The 21382-nt window shown below is 68.6% G+C and carries 23 protein-coding genes; 20 read left to right on the top strand and 3 right to left on the bottom strand.

Going from position 1 to position 21382, the window contains the following annotated elements; translation table 11 throughout:
* Positions 1-148 precede the first annotated feature (148 nt).
* Together AC16DP_RS43975 and AC16DP_RS43980 are read right to left on the bottom strand one after the other, a co-directional pair.
* Entirely contained in the window at positions 149-802 is a 654-nt protein-coding gene (locus AC16DP_RS43975) for a type 1 glutamine amidotransferase domain-containing protein (protein ID WP_329726953.1), read from the bottom strand.
* A gap of 109 nt (positions 803-911) precedes the next feature.
* On the bottom strand, positions 912-1295 hold the full coding sequence (locus AC16DP_RS43980; RefSeq protein WP_483957069.1) for a hypothetical protein: 384 nt from the start codon (positions 1293-1295) through the stop codon (positions 912-914).
* Positions 1296-1465: 170 nt separating this feature from the next.
* Between AC16DP_RS43980 and AC16DP_RS43985 the strand changes: the two genes are divergently transcribed.
* Both AC16DP_RS43985 and AC16DP_RS43990 read left to right on the top strand, forming a co-directional pair.
* On the top strand, positions 1466-1951 hold the full coding sequence (locus AC16DP_RS43985; protein ID WP_329726955.1) for a GreA/GreB family elongation factor: 486 nt from the start codon (positions 1466-1468) through the stop codon (positions 1949-1951).
* An 81-nt stretch (positions 1952-2032) separates the two neighbouring features.
* Positions 2033-2533 carry a riboflavin biosynthesis intermediates N-glycosidase gene (locus AC16DP_RS43990; protein WP_329726956.1) on the top strand — a complete coding sequence of 167 codons (501 nt, stop codon included), beginning with the start codon at positions 2033-2035 and terminating at the stop codon, positions 2531-2533.
* Here the strand turns inward: AC16DP_RS43990 and AC16DP_RS43995 are convergent.
* A complete protein-coding gene (locus AC16DP_RS43995) occupies positions 2523-3335 on the bottom strand; it encodes an SDR family oxidoreductase (RefSeq protein ID WP_329726957.1) in 813 nt (270 codons plus the stop codon). The genes AC16DP_RS43990 and AC16DP_RS43995 overlap by 11 nt on opposite strands.
* Positions 3336-3394: 59 nt before the next feature.
* On the opposite strand from AC16DP_RS43995, the gene AC16DP_RS44000 reads away from it, so the two are divergent.
* The 18 genes from AC16DP_RS44000 (at position 3395) to AC16DP_RS44085 (ending at position 21325) form a co-directional block, all read left to right on the top strand.
* A complete protein-coding gene (locus AC16DP_RS44000; RefSeq protein ID WP_329726958.1) occupies positions 3395-3751 on the top strand; it encodes an HNH endonuclease in 357 nt (118 codons plus the stop codon).
* A gap of 384 nt (positions 3752-4135) precedes the next feature.
* On the top strand, positions 4136-4798 hold the full coding sequence (locus AC16DP_RS44005) for a cytochrome c3 family protein (RefSeq protein WP_329726959.1): 663 nt from the start codon (positions 4136-4138) through the stop codon (positions 4796-4798).
* The gene (locus tag AC16DP_RS44010; protein WP_329726999.1) at positions 4795-7986 is read left to right on the top strand and encodes a TAT-variant-translocated molybdopterin oxidoreductase; all 3192 of its coding nucleotides are present in this window, start codon (positions 4795-4797) and stop codon (positions 7984-7986) included. The genes AC16DP_RS44005 and AC16DP_RS44010 overlap by 4 nt, the downstream gene beginning before the upstream one ends.
* 3 nt (positions 7987-7989) lie before the next feature.
* Positions 7990-9435, top strand: a complete 1446-nt coding sequence (gene nrfD, locus AC16DP_RS44015; protein WP_329726960.1) for an NrfD/PsrC family molybdoenzyme membrane anchor subunit — start codon at positions 7990-7992, stop codon at positions 9433-9435.
* A gap of 3 nt (positions 9436-9438) precedes the next feature.
* Complete coding sequence (locus tag AC16DP_RS44020) at positions 9439-9993, top strand: DUF3341 domain-containing protein (protein WP_329726961.1); 555 nt, start codon at positions 9439-9441, stop codon at positions 9991-9993.
* Positions 9990-10550, top strand: coding sequence for a c-type cytochrome (locus AC16DP_RS44025; RefSeq protein WP_329726962.1), 561 nt, complete (start codon positions 9990-9992; stop codon positions 10548-10550). The genes AC16DP_RS44020 and AC16DP_RS44025 overlap by 4 nt, the downstream gene beginning before the upstream one ends.
* Positions 10550-11761 (top strand): hypothetical protein, encoded by a 1212-nt coding sequence (locus AC16DP_RS44030; RefSeq protein ID WP_329726963.1) that lies wholly within the window; start codon positions 10550-10552, stop codon positions 11759-11761. The genes AC16DP_RS44025 and AC16DP_RS44030 overlap by 1 nt, the downstream gene beginning before the upstream one ends.
* A complete protein-coding gene (locus AC16DP_RS44035) occupies positions 11758-12240 on the top strand; it encodes a hypothetical protein (RefSeq protein WP_329726964.1) in 483 nt (160 codons plus the stop codon). Before AC16DP_RS44030 ends, AC16DP_RS44035 begins: the two co-directional genes overlap by 4 nt.
* A gap of 24 nt (positions 12241-12264) precedes the next feature.
* Entirely contained in the window at positions 12265-13134 is an 870-nt protein-coding gene (locus AC16DP_RS44040; RefSeq protein WP_329726965.1) for an SCO family protein, read from the top strand.
* Positions 13131-14177: a cytochrome c oxidase subunit II gene (gene coxB / locus AC16DP_RS44045; protein WP_329726966.1), complete on the top strand. Its 1047-nt coding sequence runs from the start codon at positions 13131-13133 to the stop codon at positions 14175-14177. Before AC16DP_RS44040 ends, coxB begins: the two co-directional genes overlap by 4 nt.
* On the top strand, positions 14161-15834 hold the full coding sequence (locus AC16DP_RS44050) for a cbb3-type cytochrome c oxidase subunit I (RefSeq protein ID WP_329726967.1): 1674 nt from the start codon (positions 14161-14163) through the stop codon (positions 15832-15834). Before coxB ends, AC16DP_RS44050 begins: the two co-directional genes overlap by 17 nt.
* Positions 15824-16492 (top strand): cytochrome c oxidase subunit 3 family protein, encoded by a 669-nt coding sequence (locus tag AC16DP_RS44055; protein WP_329726968.1) that lies wholly within the window; start codon positions 15824-15826, stop codon positions 16490-16492. Before AC16DP_RS44050 ends, AC16DP_RS44055 begins: the two co-directional genes overlap by 11 nt.
* A 15-nt stretch (positions 16493-16507) precedes the next feature.
* A complete protein-coding gene (locus AC16DP_RS44060) occupies positions 16508-16939 on the top strand; it encodes a cytochrome C oxidase subunit IV family protein (RefSeq protein ID WP_329726969.1) in 432 nt (143 codons plus the stop codon).
* Positions 16940-17063: 124 nt separating this feature from the next.
* Entirely contained in the window at positions 17064-18026 is a 963-nt protein-coding gene (locus tag AC16DP_RS44065; RefSeq protein WP_329726970.1) for a GNAT family N-acetyltransferase, read from the top strand.
* 20 nt (positions 18027-18046) lie between these two features.
* Positions 18047-19207 carry a hypothetical protein gene (locus AC16DP_RS44070; RefSeq protein WP_329726971.1) on the top strand — a complete coding sequence of 387 codons (1161 nt, stop codon included), beginning with the start codon at positions 18047-18049 and terminating at the stop codon, positions 19205-19207.
* Positions 19208-19222: 15 nt separating this feature from the next.
* Complete coding sequence (locus AC16DP_RS44075) at positions 19223-19513, top strand: YkgJ family cysteine cluster protein (RefSeq protein ID WP_329727000.1); 291 nt, start codon at positions 19223-19225, stop codon at positions 19511-19513.
* 13 nt (positions 19514-19526) lie between these two features.
* Positions 19527-20513, top strand: a complete 987-nt coding sequence (locus AC16DP_RS44080; RefSeq protein WP_329726972.1) for a YheT family hydrolase — start codon at positions 19527-19529, stop codon at positions 20511-20513.
* Positions 20514-20854: 341 nt separating this feature from the next.
* Positions 20855-21325 (top strand): hypothetical protein, encoded by a 471-nt coding sequence (locus AC16DP_RS44085; protein WP_329726973.1) that lies wholly within the window; start codon positions 20855-20857, stop codon positions 21323-21325.
* Positions 21326-21382 lie beyond the last annotated feature (57 nt).

Genomic DNA, 21382 nt, shown 5'->3' on the forward strand with positions numbered 1-21382 from the left:
ACGTCCTCCAGCCGCGGCGCGCGTGTAGTAGCCGCCCTGCTCCAGCATCACCACGCGGCGCCCACGCTCGGCGAGCAGGCGCCTCCGAGTCATCTTCCACATGGGGGCGGACGGTAACCGCCCCCGGTGGACCCTGCCAACCTCGCCGCTAGCGTGCGAGGGCGGCACGAGCCGGGCGGATGGCCACCCATCCCAGCAGGGCGGCGACCAGCCAGCGGCCCCAGTGCGAGCGCTTCTCCACGGGGTGGTTGCGCGGGGCGTGCTCGTCGAAGAGCGTCACCATGCCCTTGATGAAGTGGCGCATGTCGTGGGGCCCGCGGCTGGAGAACCAGCGGTCATCGCGGACGCCGGGCTCATCCATCCACTGGGCGCCCGCGTTGCGGAGGTCGTCCTTGATGCCGGGCCACGAGGCCAGCTTGCGTCCACTGGCCAGGCCCGCGGACACGAGCACCCAGGGGCCATGACAGAGCGTGGCGATGGGCCGGCCGTGGCGGTCGAACTCGCGGACGAAGTCGAGCACCTCCTCGCTCTGGCGGAGCTTGTCCGGGTTGACGAAGCCGCCAGGGATGAGGAGCGCGTCGAAATCCGTGGGGCGGACGCTGTGCACCGTCTCGTCCACGCGGACCTTCTTGCCCGGCCACATCAGGTTCATGCCCCGGATGCGCCCCTTGTGAAGGGAGATGATGTCCACCTGGGCGCCCCGCTTGCGCAATACCTTCACGGGAATGGTGAGCTCCACCTGCTCGAAACCATCCGCGGCCAGCACGCCCACCCGGATGCCTCTCAATGTCTTCCTCGCCATGTGCCTGCGCCTCCCGGTTTTCTTCCCGGGCAATCGTCGGCATCCCTCCGGCGCGCGGCATTCTCCGCCCCCTGGACTGGAGGGCGGCCAGGAGAGCGGCCGGAAGGACTCACGGCCCCATGGCCTGCGTGGCCTCCCGGGAAGCGCCATGCCTGGCGAGTATCTGTTTGGCGAACTCGGTCGTGCAGACCGCCACCACGTCATCCAGGTCCCGGTTGAGCTGGATGACTTCAGCGGGCGTCACCTCGCCTGGCTGCTCCGCCCAGAGGCCCAGCACCACGTCCCGGAGCACCGCGAGCTCCGCGAGCACCTCCACGAGGTCGAAGTCGTCTCCGACCCGCTGGAAGGCATGCACCCGGGAGAGCATCTGGCTGCCGTAGACATCCGCCGCGTCGCGCTCGCGCAGCCGCACCACGAGCCAGTCGCTCAGGTCCGGAACGTGGTTCTCCAGGTGCTCCTCGGAGAGGTGCCGTGCGTCACTGAGCGTGCGCACTATTTCCTTCCAGCGGGCGAGGACCTCCTGCCGATGAAGCGCGATGAGTTGAGAGAGTCCCATGGTTGTTTGAATGTCGGTGTGGCCGTGCATGCCCACAAGGGCCCCTTGTCCTCCGGGACAAGGCACGAGCCCCCAGGCAGGATGCCGAGCATCCGGGAGGGAGCACCATGTCGAAGGCCTTCACGAAGGAAGACGCGGGTGGAGAGGACGTTCTGCTGCCTCCGCGGCCCCGCTCGACGACCGGAGAGACGCGGTACATCACGCCCGAGGGCTACCGGGCCGTGCAGGAGGAGCTCGCGGCGCTGACGGCGCTCCCAGTGGCGGCGCGGCCTCCGGACTGGGCGCGCCGGACGCGGCAGCTGGCCACCACCCTGGAGGAGGTCAAGGTGGTGGACGCGGAGCACCCCGACGAGGAGCACGTCTACTTCGGCGCGTGGGTGACGCTCGAGGACGAGGAGGGGGAGGAGACGGCGTACCGCATCGTCGGCCCGGACGAGGCGGACGTGAAGTCGGGCCGCCTCAGTGTCGAGTCGCCCCTGGCGCGGGCGCTCCTCGGCAAGGAGCCCGGCGAGTCCGTCCGGGTCGAGCGCCCCCGCGGCGCCATGGAGTACACCGTCACCAGCGTGTCCTACCAGCCGCCCACCTCCTCCTGAGCCGCTGCCGGCGCTGTCAGGGATGCGGGCTTGCCTCGTCAGGCTTGGTGTTCATATAACACCAACCACGCGAGGACCCTCATGAGCGACACGCAGCGCAGGTTCACCTTCTTCTGGCGGCAGCAGTCCCCGTTCTCGCAGTGGCACCCGTCGGAGTTCATGGTGGAGGGCGTGCGCTTCACGTGCGCCGAGCAGTACATGATGCACGGCAAGGCGATGCTCTTCGGGGACGCGGAGATGGCGGCGCGCATCCTGGAGGCGAGGACGCCCAAGGAGCACAAGGCGCTGGGGCGCAAGGTGCGCGGCTTCGACGGCGCGGTGTGGGAGCGCGAGCGCGAGCGCATCGTCTACGAGGGCAGCCACGCCAAGTTCACGCAGAACGCGGAGCTGCTCGCGGCGCTGCTGGCCACGAAGGGGACGGAGTTGGTGGAGGCCAGCCCGATGGACCGCATCTGGGGCGTGGGTCTCTCGGAGGAGGACCCGCGCATCCAGGACCCCGCGACGTGGCGGGGTCAGAACCTGCTCGGCAAGGTGCTCACACGCCTGCGCGAGGACCTGCTCGCCGCGGGCGTCAGGGCCTGACCTGCTTCATCATCCGCGAGGCGAGCCGGTCGATGACGCCCGGCACGAGCGCCTTGACGGCCAGCAGCAGCCTCGCGGCCGGCATCATCACCAGCTCGCGCTCGCGGCGCTCCATGGCGCGCAGGATGAGCTCCGCGCAGGTGCGCGTGTCCATCACCCGGTTGCCCTTCTCCTCGGCGATGTCCGTGTGGCCCGCCGAGCCATCCGGGCCGAGCGCCCGCGAGCGGATGTTGGAGACGACGAACCCGGGGGACACGACGAGCACGTCCACCCCGGCGCCGCTCAGCTCGATGCGCAGCGAGTCGAAGAACCCCTGCATCGCGTGCTTGGTGGCGGCATAGCCGCTGCGGGTGGGCACGCCACTCTTGCCCGTCAGCGAGGAGATGGCGACGAGCAGTCCCTTGCGCGCCTTCAGGTGCGGGAGCGCCGCGTGCGTGCAGTAGACGGCCCCCAGGTAGTTCACCCGCATGAGGCGCTCGAAGATGGAGAGGTCCGTCACGTCCTCGAAACGGCCCCGCATCGCCATCCCGGCGTTGTTCACGAGGCAGTCGATGCCGCCGAACGCCTCCACGGCGCGCGCCACCAGGCGCCGGCACGCCTCCGGGTCACCCACGTCCGTGGGGACCACCACCGCGCGGCCTCCCGCCCGCTCACAGCGCTGCTTCACCCGCTCCAGCTCCGCCTCGCTCCGGGCCGCGAGCACCACCTGGGCCCCACGCTCCGCGAGCGCCACCGCCAGCTCTTCACCGATTCCCGAGGACGCCCCGGTGATGACCACCGTCTTTCCTTGCATGGACGGCATGCTCGCTCCACCCCCACCCCCCATGGCACCCGGCGCCCCTTCCATCTATTAGAAGAGGTGTGAGCTCCGCCAAGCGCCGCCGCATCCTCGACATCGTGGCCACCGACGCCACCTTCGAGCGCACCGACCACCGCGGGCGCGAGGTGTGGCTCGGAAAGTGCCTGCACTGCAACACGTACCTCGCCATCAGCCTGGAGGGCGAGCCCATCAGCCGCGCCACCATCGAGCACATCATCCCCCGGGTGCACGGCGGCACGGATGCGCTGGAGAACCTCGGCCTGGCGTGTGCCCGCTGCAACCAGGGCAAGGGCAGCCGGCATGATCGCCACTTTGATCGCGATCCCCGGGTCCGACAGTTGGTGGACCGACTGCTCGAGCGCCGCCGCGAGCGCTGGCGCGATCCAGAAGACGCCTGAGCCGCGTGGGTTCAAGCTCCCTTCCATCTCGTAGAAGAGAACATCATCCAGACAAGTTTCCGCCCGCGCCACAACGTGGCGGGTCGTGGTATCCCCCTGCTCGCGGACAGAGAAAGGTTGACACCCGGATAATGATGCTCGATGGTCACGCGCCGCGTTGGGACGGGACGAGGAGGAGGGACCCCGCCCACCGCACATCTTCAGTCGGATGGGGTCGGGCGTGTCCGCATGTCTCCTGCCAGGGCAGGAGCCGTCGCAGCCACAGCAACGCCGTGCATGAGCTTCTTGTTCCAGTCTTCCTGTGTCACCTCCGGTCCGGCCGCACCGTCCTCCCGGTCGCGTCCTTCCGGAGCTGCCCCAATTGACTAGCCCCCGGTCCTGGATATGAGCGGTCCTCTCTTCCCACGCTGGACGAACACGGTGTCGCGAGCCTCGGCCGCGGCGCTTCTTGCAATCCCCGCGATCGCGCTGGGCGGTCTGATGGCGTACGTGCGTTCCCCGTTCGTCACCAACCAGAACCGGCCCATCGAGCAGCCGATCGAGTTCGACCACCGGCACCACGCCGGTGACGAGCAGATCGACTGCCGCTACTGCCACTTCTCCGTGGAGAAGTCGCCGTCGGCGGGTATCCCCTCCACCACCGTGTGCATGTCGTGCCACGCGCAGGTGTGGAACAAGAGCCCGTACCTGACGCTGGTGCGGCAGGCGTACTTCACGGACCAGCCCATCCCCTGGGTGCGCGTCCACAACCTGCCCGACTTCGTCTACTTCAACCATGCCATCCACGTGGCCAAGGGCGTTGGCTGCGTCACCTGCCACGGCCGCGTGGACCACATGGCCGCCATCGAGCAGTACCAGCCGCTCACCATGCAGTGGTGCCTGGACTGCCACCGCAACCCGAAGCCCAACCTGCGTCCGCAGGAGTTCATCACCAGCATGACCTGGCAGCCGCCCGAGAATCACGAAGAGGCCGCCAAGCTCGCCGACACGCTGGCTGAACAGTACGACGTTCACTCGCGCACGAGCTGCTCCACATGCCACCGCTGAAGCCCAAGCTCGACGGAGCCCCCATGAAGGACACCCCTACTTCCTTCGCCCTGCCGGTCGTCTCCGACAAGGCCGAGGCCGCGCACGACCACGACCACAACGACGTCGTGGGTGAGGCGCTCGATCACGCCGCCGCGCACTCCGTGCAGTCCGAGGGCGCCTACGGGAAGACCTACTGGCGCAGCCTCGAGGAGAGGCTCGGCCAGCCCGAGTACCTTGAGGAGACCCGCCCCGAGTTCCCCACGGGCGCGGACCTGCCTCCCACCGGCGTGGCCCGCCGCGAGTTCATGCAGCTGCTGGGCGCCTCGCTGGCCCTGGCCGGCGCCACCGCCTGCTCCACCCGTCCGGTGGACGAGCGCATGGTGCCCTACACCCGCACGCCTCCCGAGATGGTGCCGGGCAACCCCCTGCACTACGCCTCGGGCATGACGTTCGGGGGCCACACCTCCGGTCTGCTCATCACCGCGCGTGAGGGCCGCCCCATCAAGGTGGAGGGCAACCCGCAGCACCCCGTCAACCTGGGCGCCGCCGGTCCCTTCGAGCAGGCCTTCCTGCTCTCCCTGTACGATCCCCAGCGCGCCCGCGTGCTGCGCTACCGCAAGGAGCCGCGCTCGCTGCGCACCTTCGGTGAGGACATCGGCACGGTCATCGCCAAGGCGGCGCAGGAGAACGGTGGAGCGCGCGTGCGCTTCCTCACCGAGCCGAACGCCTCCCCGGTGCTCGGCGACATGCGCGCGCGCATCCAGCAGCGCCTGCCCAACGCGAAGTTCATCACCTACACGTCCGTCACCCAGGACCCGGCCAACGAGGGCACCCAGGCGGTGCTCGGCACGCCGGCCACCCCGGTGTTCGACTTCGCGAAGGCGGATGTCGTCGTCTCCCTGGACGCCGACTTCCTGGAGAGCCGCCCGTCCAACCTCGCCTACGCCCGCGCCTTCGCGCGCCGGCGTGACCCGGCCGAGGGCAACCTCAACCGCCTGTACGTCGCCGAGCCGCGCTTCACCCTGACTGGCGGCATGGCGGACCACCGTCTGCGCGCGAAGTCCCAGGAAGTGCTCGCCATCGCCGCCGCCCTCGCCTCGCGCGTGGGTGGAGGGGCCGAGGGCCTGGGCGCCGCCGCCGCCGCGAAGGCCCAGCTGAACAGCGCCCACCAGAAGTGGGTGGATGCCGTCGCCGCCGACCTGCGCGCCGCCGCGGGCCGCAGCGTGGTGGTGGCCGGTGAGCGTCAGCCCGCCGCGGTGCACGCCCTGGCCGCCGCGCTCAACTCGGCGCTCGGCAACGTGGGCCAGACGGTGCGCTACGTGGCCCCCGTGGTCACCGAGAACACCCAGGCCTCCGGCCTCCGCCCCCTGGTGGAGGAGCTGAACAACGGTGGCGTGGACGTGCTCGTCATCACGTCCTGGAACCCCATCTACAGCACCCCGGCGGACCTGGGTCTCCAGAAGGCGCTCAGCCCGGAGAACCCCCACCGCAACAAGGTCACCGTCGTCTACACCTCGCTCTTCGAGGACGAGACGAGCGCGTACGCCGACTGGTTCATCCCGGCCGCGCACGAGTTGGAGGCCTGGAGCGATGGCCGCTCCGCCGACGGCACGGTCACCGTGGTGCAGCCGCTCATCCAGCCGCTCCACAACGGCGTGCCCGCCACGGAGCTGCTCGCCCTCTTCCTGGGTGAGCCGTACCGCACCAGCTACCAGATCCTCCGCGACTTCTGGCGCGGCCGCTCCGCCGCCATCGCGGACTTCGAGACGGCCTGGGAGACGTGGGTGTCCGTGGGCATCGTGCCGGACACGGCCTCGCCGGCCGTCACCGCCACGCCCAACCTGGACGCCGCCCGTGCCCTGGTGGATGCCTACACCCCGCCCACCTCCGGCGGCCTCGAGGTGAACTTCGTCACGGACTACAAGGTCTACGACGGCCAGTTCGCCAACATGTCCTGGCTGCAGGAACTGCCGGATCCCATCTCGAAGATCACCTGGGACAACGCGGCCTACGTCAGCCCGGCCACCGCCGATGTTGAGAATCTGCACCCGGGTGACAAGGTCAAGCTCACCACCCGCACCGGCTCGCTCGAGGTCCCGGTGTGGATCATCCCCGGCATCGCCGACGGGGTGATCGTCCTCCCGCTGGGCTATGGCCGCACGGGTCTGTTCGAGACGGTGGCCAAGGAGGTGGGCTTCAACGCCAACCTCGTGCGCAGCGTGGACGCCCCCTGGTTCGAGGGTGGCGCGAAGCTGGAGAAGGTGAAGGCCACGCACAAGTTCGCCCTCACCCAGAGCCACTGGCGCACCGAGGGCCGGCCCATCGCCCTGGACATGTCGGTGGAGCAGTTCCGGCACGAGCAGGAGCAGGAGAAGAAGAACGCCAGCCCGCTGCTCTTCCGCGTCCGCGGCGACGTCGAGGGGCCCAACCTCATGCCGGATTTCAAGTATGAGGACTACAAGTGGGCGATGGCCATCGACCTGGCCCGCTGCACCGGTTGCGCCGCGTGCGTGGTGGCCTGCCAGTCGGAGAACAACATCCCCGTCGTGGGCAAGGAGCAGGTGTCCCGCAGCCGCGAGATGCAGTGGCTGCGCATCGACCGGTACTTCTCCGGCCAGGAGCTGCACGATCCGGAGATGGTCATGCAGCCCGTCGCCTGCGTGCACTGCGAGAAGGCGCCCTGCGAGTACGTGTGCCCGGTGAACGCCACCGTCCACTCGGACGAGGGCCTCAACGACATGGTGTACAACCGCTGCGTCGGTACGCGGTACTGCTCCAACAACTGCCCGTACAAGGTCCGCCGCTTCAACTACCTGCACTACACCGCGGACAAGACGCCCACGCAGAAGATGCAGATGAACCCGGACGTCACGGTGCGCAACCGCGGCGTCATGGAGAAGTGCACCTACTGCGTGCAGCGCATCGAGCGCGTCCGCATCAAGGCGCGCGTCGAGAAGCGGCCCATCTTCGAGAAGGAGCTGCAGACCGCCTGCCAGCAGACGTGCCCCACCGAGGCCATCGTGTTCGGCACCCTGAGCGATCCCAACGCCCAGGTGACGAAGCACCACAACGACGAGCGCGCCTACAAGCTGCTGAACGAGCTGGGCACCAAGCCGCGCACCGCTCACCTCATCCGCCTGCGCAACCCCAATCCCGCCCTCGCGTCCGCCAGGCCCGCCGGCGAGTCGCACGAAGGAGGCCACTGAGCCATGGCCGAGACCGCTGCTCATACCGCCGCTTCGCTCGATCCGCTCGAGCCGCGGCCCCTCGTCGCGCCGCACCACGACGACAAGTCCCTCAATGACACGCTGTTGGATCACGTGTGGGCCAAGCCCGGCAAGGGCTGGTTCATGCTGTTCGGCCTGGCCCTCGCGGCGCTCGGTCTGCTCGTCCTGGGTGTGACCGTCACCCTGGCCCGCGGCATCGGCATGTGGGGCAACAACCAGCCCAACGGCTGGGCCTTCGACATCGTCAACTTCGTCTGGTGGGTCGGTATCGGCCACGCCGGTACGCTCATCTCCGCCATCCTCCTGCTCTTCCAGCAGAAGTGGCGCACGAGCATCAACCGCTTCGCCGAGGCCATGACGCTCTTCGCCGTGTGCTGCGCGGGTCTCTTCCCGCTGCTGCACACGGGCCGTCCCTGGTTCGCCTTCTGGCTCTTCCCCTACCCCTCTACCCTCGGCGCCTGGCCGCAGTTCCGCTCGCCGCTGGTGTGGGACGTGTTCGCCATCTCCACGTACCTCACCGTGTCCGCCCTCTTCTGGTACGTGGGTCTCATCCCCGACCTGGCGGCCCTGCGTGACTCGTCCAAGGGCAAGCTGCAGCGCACCATCTACGGCCTGTTCGCCCTCGGCTGGCGCGGCTCCGGCCGTCACTGGCACAACTACAAGATCGGCTACCTGCTGCTGGCCGGTATCTCCACCCCGCTCGTGGTCAGCGTGCACACGATCGTGTCCTTCGACTTCGCCACCTCGCTCATCCCCGGCTGGCACGCCACCATCTTCCCGCCCTACTTCGTGGCCGGCGCCGTGTTCAGCGGCTTCGCGATGGTGATCACGCTGATGGTGCCCGCCCGCAAGTACCTCAAGCTCCGGGACGTCATCACCGACCGCCACCTGGAGAACATGAACAAGGTGATTCTGGCGACGGGCCTCATCGTGTCCTACGGGTACATGATGGAGCACTTCATCGCCTGGTACTCCGGCAGCGAGTTCGAGATCTGGACCTTCTACGTGAACCGCGCCCGCGGTCCGTACGCCGGGGTGTACTGGCTGATGATCGCCTGCAACGTCATCACCCCGAACATCTTCTGGTTCAAGAAGTGCCGGACCAGCATCCCCATCATGTGGGTGGCGTCCATCCTGGTGAACATCGGCATGTGGTGCGAGCGCTTCATCATCATCGTGACGTCGCTGACCCAGGACTTCCTGCCGTCGTCGTGGGACCTGTACAGCCCGACCTGGGTGGACTGGTCCATCTACGTCGGAACCCTGGGCCTCTTCAGCACGCTGTTCCTCCTGTTCCTCAAGTTCGTCCCCGCGGTCGCGGTGAGCGAGGTGAAGGAGCTCCAGCTGGAGCTCAAGCACGCCGCCCACCACGCCGCTCATGGCGCGGAGACTGGCGCCGCCGGGACCCTCACCCACGGAGCGCACTGAACCATGTCCGCCGAAACCAAGGTTCTGGATAGCTGGGTGCTGGCCGAGTTCGCCACTCCCGACGCCCTGGTGGATGCCACCCGGCAGATGCGGGAGAAGGGCTACCAAGGCATGGACACCTACTCGCCCTACCCGCTGCACGGTGGGTCCGAGGCGCTGGGCCTGCCGCCCTCGCGCGTCCCCTTCATCGCCCTGGGTGGCGCGCTGACGGGGATGATCACCGCGCTCGCCTTCCAGACGTACATGAACACCATCGACTACCCGCTCAACGTGGGTGGCCGTCCGACGCTGAGCCTGCCGGCCTGGGTGCCCATCACCTTCGAGCTGTCGGTGCTGCTCACCGCGTTCGGCATCTTCTTCGGTCTGCTGGGGCTCAGCCGTCTGCCCCAGCCGTACCACCCGGTCTTCGAGAGCGAGGAGTTCCGCAGCGCGTCCACGCACGGCTACTGGCTGAGCGTGCCCACGGCGGAGACCACCGTGAAGCCCGACGACATCAAGAACCAGCTCACGTCCCTGGGTGCCACCCATGTGACCGTGGTCACGGGAGAGAAGGAATGAAGTGGCTCATCCCCGCGGCCGGGCTCGCCCTGGCCGGCTGCAACGTCCCGTCCGAGTTCCTCCAGCGCATGGAGGCTCAGGCCAAGTACGAGTACTACGAGACGAGTGAGTTCTGGGCGGATGGCAGGGCCATGCGCACCCCTCCCGAGGGCACCATCCCGCGTGAGCGGCCGGTGGGCAACCCCGGCATGAGCACGGGCCGCGTCAACGGCACGCTCGTCTCCGGCATCCCGCTCGAGCTCAACCGCGAGGTGCTCGAGCTGGGCCAGAAGAAGTACAACATCGTCTGCTCGCAGTGCCATGGCCGGCTCGGTGACGGCAACAGCGTGGTGGCCGAGAACATGGCCCTGCGCCTGCCGCCGTCCCTGCTCGAGGTCGCCAACAAGCCGGACGGCCACTTCTATGTCGCCATCAACGAGGGCTACGGCGTGATGCCGTCGTTCTCGGGTGAGCTCAACACCCAGGAGCGCTGGGCCGTCGTGGCCTACGTCCGTGCGCTCCAGCGCGCCCGCAACAGCCAGGTGGGCGGCCAGCCCCTTCCGCAGGAGAACCGGTGATGATTGCCGTGGATCGTTTCAACGGCGGCTCCAAGACGATGACCCTGGCGGGTGCCGTGGGCGTCGTCGGTCTGGTGCTGACCGCCGTGGGGTTCTTCACCGCGCCCCAGCCGACGATGTTCAGCTACCTGTTCGGCTTCACCTACTGGCTGGGCATCTCGGTGGCCGCCATCATCATGGTGGCCATCTTCCACACGGCCAAGGCCAAGTGGATCACCATCCTGCGCCGCACGATGGAGACCATGGGCTCCAGCGTGTTCGTGTTCGCCCTGCTCGTGCTGCCCCTGCTCTTCGGGGCCAGGTACATCTTCCCCTGGGTGGACGGCGCCAGCTGGGTGTTCCCCGGCACGGACGGCGTGAAGTTCACCGAGGTGGAGCTGCACCACCTGCACCACAAGCACCCCTACCTCAACCTGACCTTCCTCTACGTGCGTCAGGCCATCTACTTCGGGGTGTGGATCTTCGTGTCCTGGCGGCTGCGCACCTGGAGCATGGAGCAGGACGCCTCCGGCGCCCTGGAGCTCACCGTCAAGCAGCGGCGCTTCTCCCCCGGCTCGCTCCCGTTCCTTGCGCTGACCATTACTTTTGCTGGTTTCGACTGGCTGATGAGCCTCACGCCGCTCTGGCAGTCCACCATCTTTGGCGTCTATTACTTCGCCGGAAGCTTCCTGGCCGCCTTCTGCGTGCTGACGCTCGCCACGGTGAACGCCCAGGGCAAGGACGAGTACGGGACCTTGGTGACGACGGCGCACTACCACAACCTGGGTAAGCTCATGCTGGCCTTCACGGCCTTCTGGGCCTACATCGCCTTCTCCCAGTTCCTCCTCATCTGGGTGGCCAACATCCCGGAGGAGGCCGGCTGGTTCAAGCTGCGCATCGAGGGCGAGTGGAAGCCGCTGTCCATCGCGCTGTTCGTGATGGGCTTCGCGGTGCCCTTCTTCACCCTGCTGTCGCGCAACCTGAAGCTCAAGCCGCGGCTGCTCGCCGTGGTGGCCGTCTACCTGCTCATCATGCACGCGGTGGACATGTACTGGCTCATCTGGCCGGCGTACTCGCCCAAGGCCCCGTCGTTCCACTGGACGCTCATCACCGCCTTCATCGGCGTGGGTGGACTGTCCGTGGCCGCGGCCATGTGGCAGGCCCGGGGCCGGTACACGCTGCCGGTGAAGGATCCCTACATCTCGGAGTCGCTGAGGTACGTGCAGCCATGAAGAAGACCGAGTCGGAGCTCGAGTCGCGCGTCATCCGTGGCGCGCATGGCGTGGCCGCCGAGGAGGACCACATCCTCACCGGCAAGGTCGTCCAGGTGGGCGTGGTGTCGCTCGTCATCTTCATCGTCGGCGGTATCTGGGCCTGGCGCATCCAGGTGGCGACGACGCACGAGTTCGTCCCCGAGGGTTCGGCCCCCGTCCCGGCGCTCATCACGCCGGACAAGGACGGCAAGACGGCGTACGAGATTGGCATCGTGAACCAGCGCATGTTCCAGCTGGACACGCACGCCGAGGAGAAGATCGGCTCCCAGCAGAAGGCGCTGGAGAGCGGCTGGGCGGACGAGCCCGGCGTGGTGGCCCGTCCCACCATCTCCACGGCGATGAATCAGATCATCTCCGAGCAGGCGGCCAGCCGGCAGCAGCAGCAGGCCCCCGCCAATCCCACCCCGGCGCCGCAGCCCGCGCCCCCGAAGCCGTAGTTTCGCGGTAGAAGAAGAAGCGCGATGTACACCCCCTCCTCTCCCCTCATTCTCCGCGCCGCGATGGCGGCCCTGCTCCTGGCGCTCGGCGCCGGGACGCAGGCGTACGCCCTCCCGGGTGGCGGCAAGGTTCCCAAGAGCATCATCGACGCCCAGTCGGATGCCCCGCCGCAGGTGCGCGGGGTGGACGTCGAGGAGCACCTCGGGGACCTGGCGCCGCTGGAGGCCCAGTTCACCGACGCCTCCGGCAAGCCGGTGCGCCTGCGGGACGTGCTCCCGCGGACCCGGCCGGTGCTGCTCACGCTCGTCTATTACAACTGCCCCCTGCTCTGTAACCTCGTCATCAACGAGCAGATCCGCACCATGCGGGAGCTGGGGCTGGAGCTGGGCAAGGACTACGAGGCGGTGACGGTGAGCATCGACCCGAAGGACACCCCGGCGCAGAGCCACGAGCGGCGCCGCAAGCACCTTCAGTCCATGGGCCTGCCGGAGACGGCGCCCTGGCACTTCCTCACCGGCACCGAGGAGAACATCCACCAGCTCGCGAACACCGTGGGCTTCAAGTACGCCTACGACACGGGCACCCAGCAGTACGTGCACCCGGCCGTTCTGATGGTGCTCACCCCCGAGGGGGCCATCTCCCGCTACCTCTACGGCACGTCCTTCCCCGCGAAGGACATGAAGCTGGCCCTGCTGGAAGCGGCCGGTGGCCGCGTGGGCACCAGCTTCGACCGCATCGTCCTCACCTGCTTCAAGTATGACACCGCCACCCGGCGGTACGGCTTCTACATCTTTGGATTCCTCCGGATAGGCGCGCTCATGGTCTTTGGCGCGCTCGCTACCATGCTCGCCTACTACTGGAGGCGTGAGCTGAAGAAAGGCGCAGCAGCATGAACGAGTTGCTGAACACATTCCTGTTCCTGCCGGAGCAGGCGTCGACCTTCGCGGAGCGGGTGGACCGCCTGCACTACTTCGTCGTCTCCGTGACGATGCTGAGCTCGCTCGCGGTGGGCACGGCGGCGGTCTTCTTCTTCTTCCGCTACCGCAAGCGCAAGCCGAACCAGACGACGGAGTACGTCGTCCCGTCGGTGAAGACGGAGTTCCTCTTCGTCTCGCTGCCGCTGTTCTTCTTCCTGACGTGGTTCGTCATCGGCTTCCGGGACTTCGTCTTCGTCTCCACTCCGCCCAAGGACGCCATGGACGTCTACGTCATGGGCAAGCAGTGGATGTGGAAGTTCTCCTACCCGGAGGGCCCCAACGGCGTGAACGTGCTGCACGTGCCGGCCAACCGCCCGGTGCGTCTGCTCATCACCTCGCGTGACGTGCTCCACTCCTTCTTCGTGCCGGCCTTCCGCATCAAGATGGATGCGATTCCGGGCCGCTACACGCAGACCTGGTTCGAGGCCACCAAGCCCGGCACGTACCAGATTCTGTGCACGGAGTACTGCGGCCTGTCTCACTCCAAGATGCTGGGCGAGGTGGTCGTGCTCGCGCCCGAGGAGTGGGACGCGTGGGTGAAGGAGCAGCGCAAGGGCGCGCTGCAGAACCGCCAGGACGCGCTGGCGGACCTGAGCCTCGTGCCGCACCCGGCCCGCATGGCCGAGCAGGGCCAGAAGGTGGCCGCCGAGGTGGGCTGCTTCAAGTGCCACACCGTCAATGGCGAGCCGCACATCGGGCCCACCTTCCTGGGCCTCTACGGCCGTACGGAGACGTTGGACACCGGCCGCAACATCCGCGTGGACGAGGCGTGGATCACCCAGTCGATGATGGACCCGGGTGCCCACCTCGTGGCCGGCTACCCCAACGTCATGCCCACCTACCAGGGCAAGCTGACGGGCCCCCAGACGGCGGCCATCGTCGAGTACATCAAGACCCTGCGCACTCCGGACATCCGCACCGGCGCTTCTCAAGGACCGACCTATGAGCCCATCCAGTAGCATCGCAGCCGAGCCGGGCGCCGTGCCCGCGCCGGATGAGCATCACGAGCACCACCCGAGCTACCTGGTCGACGGCACCACGGTGAAGTCGTGGCTGCTGACCCTCGACCACAAGCGCATCGGGGTGATGTACCTCATCTGGGTCCTGCTCTTCTTCCTCATCGGCGGCATCTACGCGCTGATCGTCCGCCTGGAGCTGCTGACTCCGGGGCCGACCATCATCGACGCGATGACGTACAACCGCGCCTTCACCATGCACGGCGTGGTGATGATCTTCCTGTTCATGATTCCGGCCATCCCGGGCGCCTTCGGCAACTTCATGCTGCCGCTGATGCTGGGCGCCAAGGACGTGGCCTTCCCGCGGCTGAACCTGCTCTCGCTCTACCTGCTGCTCACGGGCGCGTTCATCGCCATCTGGGGAATGATCAACGGCGGCATGGACACGGGCTGGACGTTCTACACCCCGTACAGCACGCACACGACGACGACGGTGGCGCCCATCCTCTTCGGCGCGTTCATCATCGGCTTCAGCTCCATCGCCACGGGCCTCAACTTCATCGTCACCACGCACACCATGCGCGCCCCGGGCATCACGTGGTTCAAGATGCCGCTGTTCGTGTGGGCCATGTACGCCACGGCGTGCATCCAGGTGCTGGCCACGCCGGTGCTCGGCCTGGTGCTCCTGCTGGTGGTGGGTGAGCACCTGTTCCACTTCGGCATCTTCGACCCGGCGCAGGGCGGAGATCCGGTGCTCTTCCAGCACCTGTTCTGGTTCTACTCGCACCCCGCCGTGTACATCATGGTGCTGCCGGCCTTCGGCGTGATGTCCGAGGTGGTGGCCGCCTTCAGCCGCAAGAACATCTTCGGCTACCGCGCGGTGGCGTTCTCCTCGCTGGGCATCGCCTTCGTGGGCTTCTTCGCGTGGGGCCACCACATGTTCGTGTCCGGCCAGTCCACGTTCAACGCGGGCGTGTTCGCGGTGCTGACCATGCTGGTGGGTGTGTTCACCGCCATCAAGGTCTTCAACTGGGTGGGCACCGTCTACAAGGGCGCGGTCGACTTCAAGACGCCCTTCGCCTACTTCTGCGGCTTCCTGTACTTCACCGTGTTCGGCGGCATGACGGGCGTGGCCTTCGCCACGGCGTCGCTGGACGTGCCCTGGCACGACACCTACTTCGTGGTGGCGCACTTCCACTTCATCATGGTGGGCGCGACCATCATGGCCTTCATGGCCGCCCTCCACTACTGGTTCCCGAAGATGTTCGGGAAGATGTACCACGAGGGGTGGGGCCTGGTGTCCGCGGCGCTCATCATCCTGGGCTTCAACGCGACGTTCATCCCGCAGTTCCTCCTGGGCAACGCGGGCATGCCGCGGCGCTACTACGAGTACCCGGAGCGCTTCCAGACGCTGAACGTGGCCTCCACGGCCGGCGCCTCGCTGCTGGCGTTCGGCTTCCTCATCAGCGCCATCTACCTGACGTACGCGCTGGTGTACGGCCGCCGCGCCGCCTCCAACCCGTGGCGCAGCCGCGGCTACGAGTGGATGACGGAGTCTCCGCCTCCCACGCACAACTTCGTGGGTCCGCAGCCCACGTACTCCGAGGAGCCCCACTTCTACGTGGAGCCCCAGAAGGCCGAGGTGCCCGATGCAGTCTAGTACCGCCACCGCCGGCGTGGCCGGCGTGCCCCACCGGCCCCAGGTGGCCGCGCACTTCGCCTCGCTCGAGGTGCAGAACCACGCGGCCCGGCTCGGCATGTGGCTGTTCCTGGCCACGGAAATCCTGCTGTTCGCCGGCCTGTTCGTCATCTACGCCAACTACCGCTTCCTCTTCCCGGAGGCGTTCGCGCTGGCCAGCCGTGAGCTGAACCTCAACCTGGGCACCTTCAACACCCTGCTGCTCATCACCTCCTCGTTCACCGCCGCCATGGCGGTGCACTACGCCAAGGAGGCGAAGAACAAGCAGGTGGTGGTGATGTTCGTGCTCACCATCCTCATGGCCATGGGCTTCCTCGTGGTGAAGTACTTCGAGTACGCCCACAAGTTCCACGAGCACCAGCTCCCCGGCCCCTACTACGCCTTCCCGGGCCTCACCCTGCCGGGCGCGTCCGCCTACTTCACCATCTACTTCCTCTCCACGGGCCTGCATGCCTTCCACGTCATCGTGGGCATGATCGTGCTGGGGTGGGTGACCCTCAAGGCGATGAGGAACGAGTTCAGCGCCTACAACTACACGGCGGTCGAGCTGGGCAGCATGTACTGGCACCTGGTGGACCTGGTGTGGATCTTCCTCTTCCCCATGCTGTACCTCATCTAAGGGAGCGCCCTTCTCATGTCCGCCATGGCCAACGAGTCGTTCAAGGAAGACCGTGAGATGCGCCAGGAGCACCACTCCGGACCCGGCAAGTACGTCGCGGTCTGGGCGGCCCTGATGGTGCTCACCCTCGTCACGGTGTTCACCGGACGCATGCACATCCCCACGGGCGCGCTGGCGCTCGCGCTGGTGATCGCCTCCGTGAAGGGCGCCCTCGTGGCGCTGTTCTTCATGCACCTGGCCGAGCACCAGGGCGCCAGCCGGCTGGTGTTCGCCACGTCCATGCTGTTCGTGGTGCTGATGCTGCTCTTCACCCTCTTCGACATCGGCACCCGCTTCCGCCCCGCCCTGCCCTCCTACTCCACGCCCGAGGAGTGGCCCGTGCAGACCCGCGGCCAGTCCGGCCGCTACGGCGGGGAGCTGAAGGCCCCGGGTACCAACCCGAAGTAGGCACGTCTCCGGGATGGACTCCACGCGGCGCCGCGGCTCACTGCCCGGCGCCGCGTTCCATTTGCGGGCCCCGTGTGCAACATCCCCACTCCAGCCCCGTCTCAGTGGGAGAGGGAGTTGACGCATGCACCTGGTTGCCGCCTCCGAAGAACAGATGGTCCAGCGCGACGCGCTCACCTACTCCGAGTGGGGCAAGTTCCTCTCCCTCGAGGAGTACGCCGCCCGGGAGAAACGGCTGCGCGCCCACCCGTGGTCCCGCTCGGCCATGCGCACCTGGTTGCTGTGCGGCGAGGACGGCGCAGTGCTCGCCTCCTGCGAGACGTTCCGCACCCCCAGCTTCCTGCGCATCCCGGGGGGCTCGCTCGTCCCGGGCGACAGCTTCGCCATCGCCAGCGTCTTCACCGAGGAGCGGCTGCGCGGCCAAGGGTACGCCACCCGCCTGATGGACCTGCTCGCCGCCGAGCTGGAGCGCCAGCCTCGCGCCCACGCCGCCCTGCTCTTCTCCGACGTGGGCCCCCGCCTCTACGCGCGCTCGGGCTACCAGGAGCTGCCCGCCTGGGACTGGCACCTGTCCCCCACCCCGGGAGACCCCGCCGGGCCCGTGGACTCGCTCCTGCGCGAGGACGAGCTCGCCACGGCCCTCGCCCACCTGCGCCACCCCGAGGTGCCCTTCTTCTTCTGGCCCACCCCGGCCCAGCTCGACTGGCACCTGGAGCGCGGCCGCATCTACGCCGGGCACCTCGGCTGCTCCCGCCCCACCTCCGCCGGTGCCAGGGCCGGGACGTCCACCATCCTCTGGGGACTCGTGGGCCGGAGCCCGGAGTTGACGGTGCTGATGCTCGATGCGCGCTCCGCCTCGGAGACCTGGGCCCTCCTGGAGGCCGCCCGGCACGAGGCCTCCCGCTGCGGCCTCTCCCGCGTGGTCCTGTGGGAGGAGCCCTCCCATGCCACCTTCCTCGAGCTCCTCAAGGGCGGCGGCATCACCCGGGTGGCCCGCAACGGCTCGCTGCCCATGGTGCGGCCCCTCCGCCCCGGCCTGCCCCCCATCACCCCTCTCCTCCCGGCCCCCCGTGGGCTCTGGGTGTGAGGAACCGCTAGGATGCGGCCATGGCCGAACGCACCCGCATCATCGAGGGCACGTGGAACTGCACCTCCTGCGATGCCCGGAACATCCTCGCGAGGCACCGCAGCTGCCCCAGCTGCAACAACCCGCGCGAGGAGACGGGCCAGGAGTCCGAGTTCGACTTCGGTGAGGCGGATGCCACCACCGGCAAGTCCCTCGGCGAGGGCGTCACCGACGAGAAGGCCCTCTCCGCCGCCCAGGCCGGGGCCGACTGGTTCTGCGACTACTGCTCCGCCTCCAACCGCGGCGACTCCCCCATCTGCCGCAACTGCCGCGCCGAGCGCTCCTCCACCTCGCGCGCCCTCGCCGAGGAGCCCGAGGAGCCCATCGAGGCCCCCCGTCCCCGCCGCTCGGCCCCCGTGCCCCCTCCGGCTACCCAGGGCTCCGGGCGCAAGTGGCTCTACGTGGGGCTCGGCCTCCTCACCGTGTTCGGCTCGTGCATGTACTGGGGCTCGCGCACCCACGGCGTCACCGGCCAGGTCACCACCACCGAGTGGACGCGCACCATCCACCGGGAGACCTTCCAGCGAGTGTCCCGCGAGGGCTGGCGCAGTGATTTGAGCGTCCGCTCGTCCCGCATGCCGGTGAATGGCACGGGCGAGGTGGCCGGCGTGGAGAACATCCGCGCCTGCTTCCCCCGCCAGCGCGGCACCCGCCAGGTGGCCGATGGCACCGAGCGCGTGTGCTCCACCAAGACGCGCCGAGAGCAGTGCGGCACCACGGAGAAGTGCACCCGCAAGAAGATGGGCAACGGCTACATGAAGGAGACGTGCCGGGACGAGCCCAAGTACTGCAGCAAGTCCTACCAGGACTGCGACACGCGCACGCGCTACCGCTCCGAGCCCGTCTACGACGTGAGCTGCACCTACGACACCTACGTCTGGCAGCCGGTGGACAAGAAGGTGGAGTCCGGCCACGACTGCGCCCCCCGCTGGCCCGCGCTCGAGCCCGGCCCCCTGGACCGGCTGCGCCGCGAGGAGAAGTACGCCGTGCGCATCGGCTACGAGGACGGCGACACCCAGGAGCACGTGCACGAGCCCAAGAGCGAGGCCGAGTTCCTCACCTGGAAGAAGGGCCAGTCCGTCCCCCTCGAGGTGAACAACTTCGGCTCGGCGGAGATCGTCGCCGGCGATGCCGTGCGCTGAGCCCCTCCCATGCCCATGGAATGCACCCGCTGTGGCGCCTGCTGCGTGGCGCCCGACATCGCCGCCCTCGACAAGCCCCTGGGCATGCGCTGCCCCCACCTCACCGCCGACAACCTCTGCTCCGTCTATGACCGGCGCCCCGACGTCTGCCGCGCCTACCAGGCCGACGAGGTCTGCCGCCTCATCGACGCCCCCACCCTCGAGGAGCGCGTGGGCAAGTACCTCGCCCTCTTCGAGCTGACCGAGGAAGCCCAAGCCCTGCGCGCGCGCGGCTGTTCCTCCATGCGCGAGGCCCGCCGCGGGTGATATCCCCCCGCTCGTGTCCTTCCAACCCACCGAGCCCTTCGCCCCCGCGCGCGGCCTCGCCTCGCCCCACGCGCAGACCATCTTCGCCACGCTCGCGCGCCCCACCCACGCCCCGCCCCTGAAGCGCGAGCGCTGGGAGCTGCCCGACGGAGACTTCGTCGACCTCGACTCCTTCGACGGCCCCCAGGGCGCTCCCCATGTGGTGACCCTCCACGGCCTCGAGGGCTCCTCGCGCTCCGGCTACATCGCCGCCATCCTCCGCGGCGCCGCCGAGCGCGGCTGGGGCGCCACCGCCATCAACTTCCGCTCCTGCAGCGGCGAGCCCAACCGCCTCGCCCGCTCCTACCACTCGGGCGACATCGGCGACGCGCTCTCCGTCATCAAGCACCTGCGCGCCCGCCTCACCGGCCCGCTCTTCGCCGCGGGCTTCTCCCTGGGCGCCAACGTGCTGCTGCGCCTCATGGAGGAGACAGGGGACAACTCCCTCGTGGACGCCGCCGCCGCCGTGAGCGCCCCCTTCGACCTGGGCGTCTGCGCCGACACGCTCGACGGGCCCGGCCCCTTCCAGCGCCTCTACCGCGCGCGCTTCCTGCGCACCCTCAAGAGCAAGGCGCGCGAGAAGCTCCGCCGTTTCCCCGGTGTCTTCGACGGCGCCGCCATGGAGCGCGCCAGCACCATCCGCGGCTTCGACGACGCCGTCACCGCCCCGCTCCACGGCTTCCGCGACGCCACCCACTACTACGCCGAGGCCTCCTCGGGGCCGCGCCTGCACGCCATCCGCCGCCCCACCCTGCTGCTGAGCGCCAAGGATGACCCGATGATCCCCGCCTCCACCCACCCCCAGGACGTGGCGGCCCATCCCGCGCTGCACGCCGTCGTCACCGAGCGCGGTGGCCACGTGGGCTTCGTCGCCGGCAGTCCCTTCTCGCCGTCCTACTGGGGCGAGGCCCAGGTGCTGGCCTTCTTCTCCGCCCGCAATGCGAACACCCGGCCGGTGTGACCCGGCCGGGCTTCCACACAGGGCGACCCCTCGCCCTCCCCACCCACCTACCCCGCGACGGGCGGTCCATCCGCCCCCAACCCCCGCACCACCGCCCCGTCGCGAGGCCCCCCACGGTACCGCCCAACCCACCCCATCCAACCCCATCCAGCAGCACCGCCCCGTCCTGCGCATGGAGGCATGAGCACATGCCGTGCCGACGCCCCCGTCCGGACGCGCACCTCGTGATTCCAGGGGGTTGGAGAACCGTCCCGTGCATGGGACGGCGAAGGGGAGTCCGGGGACCGGAAAAAACTCCGTGGAGAGGGAAAAACCTTTCCCAACCGCACTACAACTCCACCATGAGCCTTCCCCCCTGCGGCCTCTACCGCACCCGCCGCGCGCTCGGCACGCACATCCCCGCCGGGCGGCTCGTCTACTTCCACAACCACGGCGACCCGGGCCCCGGCCTCTACCTGCCCAGCGGCTGGGCAGCCAACCGGGCTCGCTGGCACGCGCGGGGTACGACGCTGCCGGACGCCTCGTGGGCCGAGCACCTCGAGCCCCTACCTCCCGAGGGCCTCTACCGTGTCCTCGCGGCATTCCACTGCTGTCCCCAGCGCTGCCGCACCTTCGAGCCGGACCAGCTCGTCCAGCTCGGCTACACCGGCGAGGCCCACCCCCTGCTCTTCCTGCCCGAGTGGACCGAGCAGGGCCTCGGCCTTCCCTCCACCGGCACCCGCGTGGAGCGCGAGGTCCTGGAGCGGCTCGCCCCGCTGAAGGTGGCCCACAGTGAGTCCGCCCCGGCCGCGGGAGACGGCCTCCTGCACTGACACCGGCACTCCCGGTGGCGCCTCTTCCACACGGAAAGTGACCGCCGCCCGGCACGC

This window comes from Archangium sp. (assembly GCF_057119385.1).

Coding starts and splice junctions, on each gene's coding strand:
- AC16DP_RS43975 (WP_329726953.1), bottom strand. CDS start 802: ATGGCGAGGAAGACATTGAGAGGCATCCGGGTGGGCGTGCTGGCCGCG.
- AC16DP_RS43985 (WP_329726955.1), top strand. CDS start 1,466: ATGTCGAAGGCCTTCACGAAGGAAGACGCGGGTGGAGAGGACGTTCTG.
- AC16DP_RS43990 (WP_329726956.1), top strand. CDS start 2,033: ATGAGCGACACGCAGCGCAGGTTCACCTTCTTCTGGCGGCAGCAGTCC.
- AC16DP_RS43995 (WP_329726957.1), bottom strand. CDS start 3,335: ATGCCGTCCATGCAAGGAAAGACGGTGGTCATCACCGGGGCGTCCTCG.
- AC16DP_RS44005 (WP_329726959.1), top strand. CDS start 4,136: ATGAGCGGTCCTCTCTTCCCACGCTGGACGAACACGGTGTCGCGAGCC.
- nrfD (WP_329726960.1), top strand. CDS start 7,990: ATGGCCGAGACCGCTGCTCATACCGCCGCTTCGCTCGATCCGCTCGAG.
- AC16DP_RS44020 (WP_329726961.1), top strand. CDS start 9,439: ATGTCCGCCGAAACCAAGGTTCTGGATAGCTGGGTGCTGGCCGAGTTC.
- AC16DP_RS44025 (WP_329726962.1), top strand. CDS start 9,990: ATGAAGTGGCTCATCCCCGCGGCCGGGCTCGCCCTGGCCGGCTGCAAC.
- AC16DP_RS44030 (WP_329726963.1), top strand. CDS start 10,550: ATGATTGCCGTGGATCGTTTCAACGGCGGCTCCAAGACGATGACCCTG.
- AC16DP_RS44035 (WP_329726964.1), top strand. CDS start 11,758: ATGAAGAAGACCGAGTCGGAGCTCGAGTCGCGCGTCATCCGTGGCGCG.
- AC16DP_RS44040 (WP_329726965.1), top strand. CDS start 12,265: ATGTACACCCCCTCCTCTCCCCTCATTCTCCGCGCCGCGATGGCGGCC.
- coxB (WP_329726966.1), top strand. CDS start 13,131: ATGAACGAGTTGCTGAACACATTCCTGTTCCTGCCGGAGCAGGCGTCG.
- AC16DP_RS44050 (WP_329726967.1), top strand. CDS start 14,161: ATGAGCCCATCCAGTAGCATCGCAGCCGAGCCGGGCGCCGTGCCCGCG.
- AC16DP_RS44055 (WP_329726968.1), top strand. CDS start 15,824: ATGCAGTCTAGTACCGCCACCGCCGGCGTGGCCGGCGTGCCCCACCGG.
- AC16DP_RS44060 (WP_329726969.1), top strand. CDS start 16,508: ATGTCCGCCATGGCCAACGAGTCGTTCAAGGAAGACCGTGAGATGCGC.
- AC16DP_RS44065 (WP_329726970.1), top strand. CDS start 17,064: ATGCACCTGGTTGCCGCCTCCGAAGAACAGATGGTCCAGCGCGACGCG.
- AC16DP_RS44070 (WP_329726971.1), top strand. CDS start 18,047: ATGGCCGAACGCACCCGCATCATCGAGGGCACGTGGAACTGCACCTCC.
- AC16DP_RS44075 (WP_329727000.1), top strand. CDS start 19,223: ATGGAATGCACCCGCTGTGGCGCCTGCTGCGTGGCGCCCGACATCGCC.
- AC16DP_RS44085 (WP_329726973.1), top strand. CDS start 20,855: ATGAGCCTTCCCCCCTGCGGCCTCTACCGCACCCGCCGCGCGCTCGGC.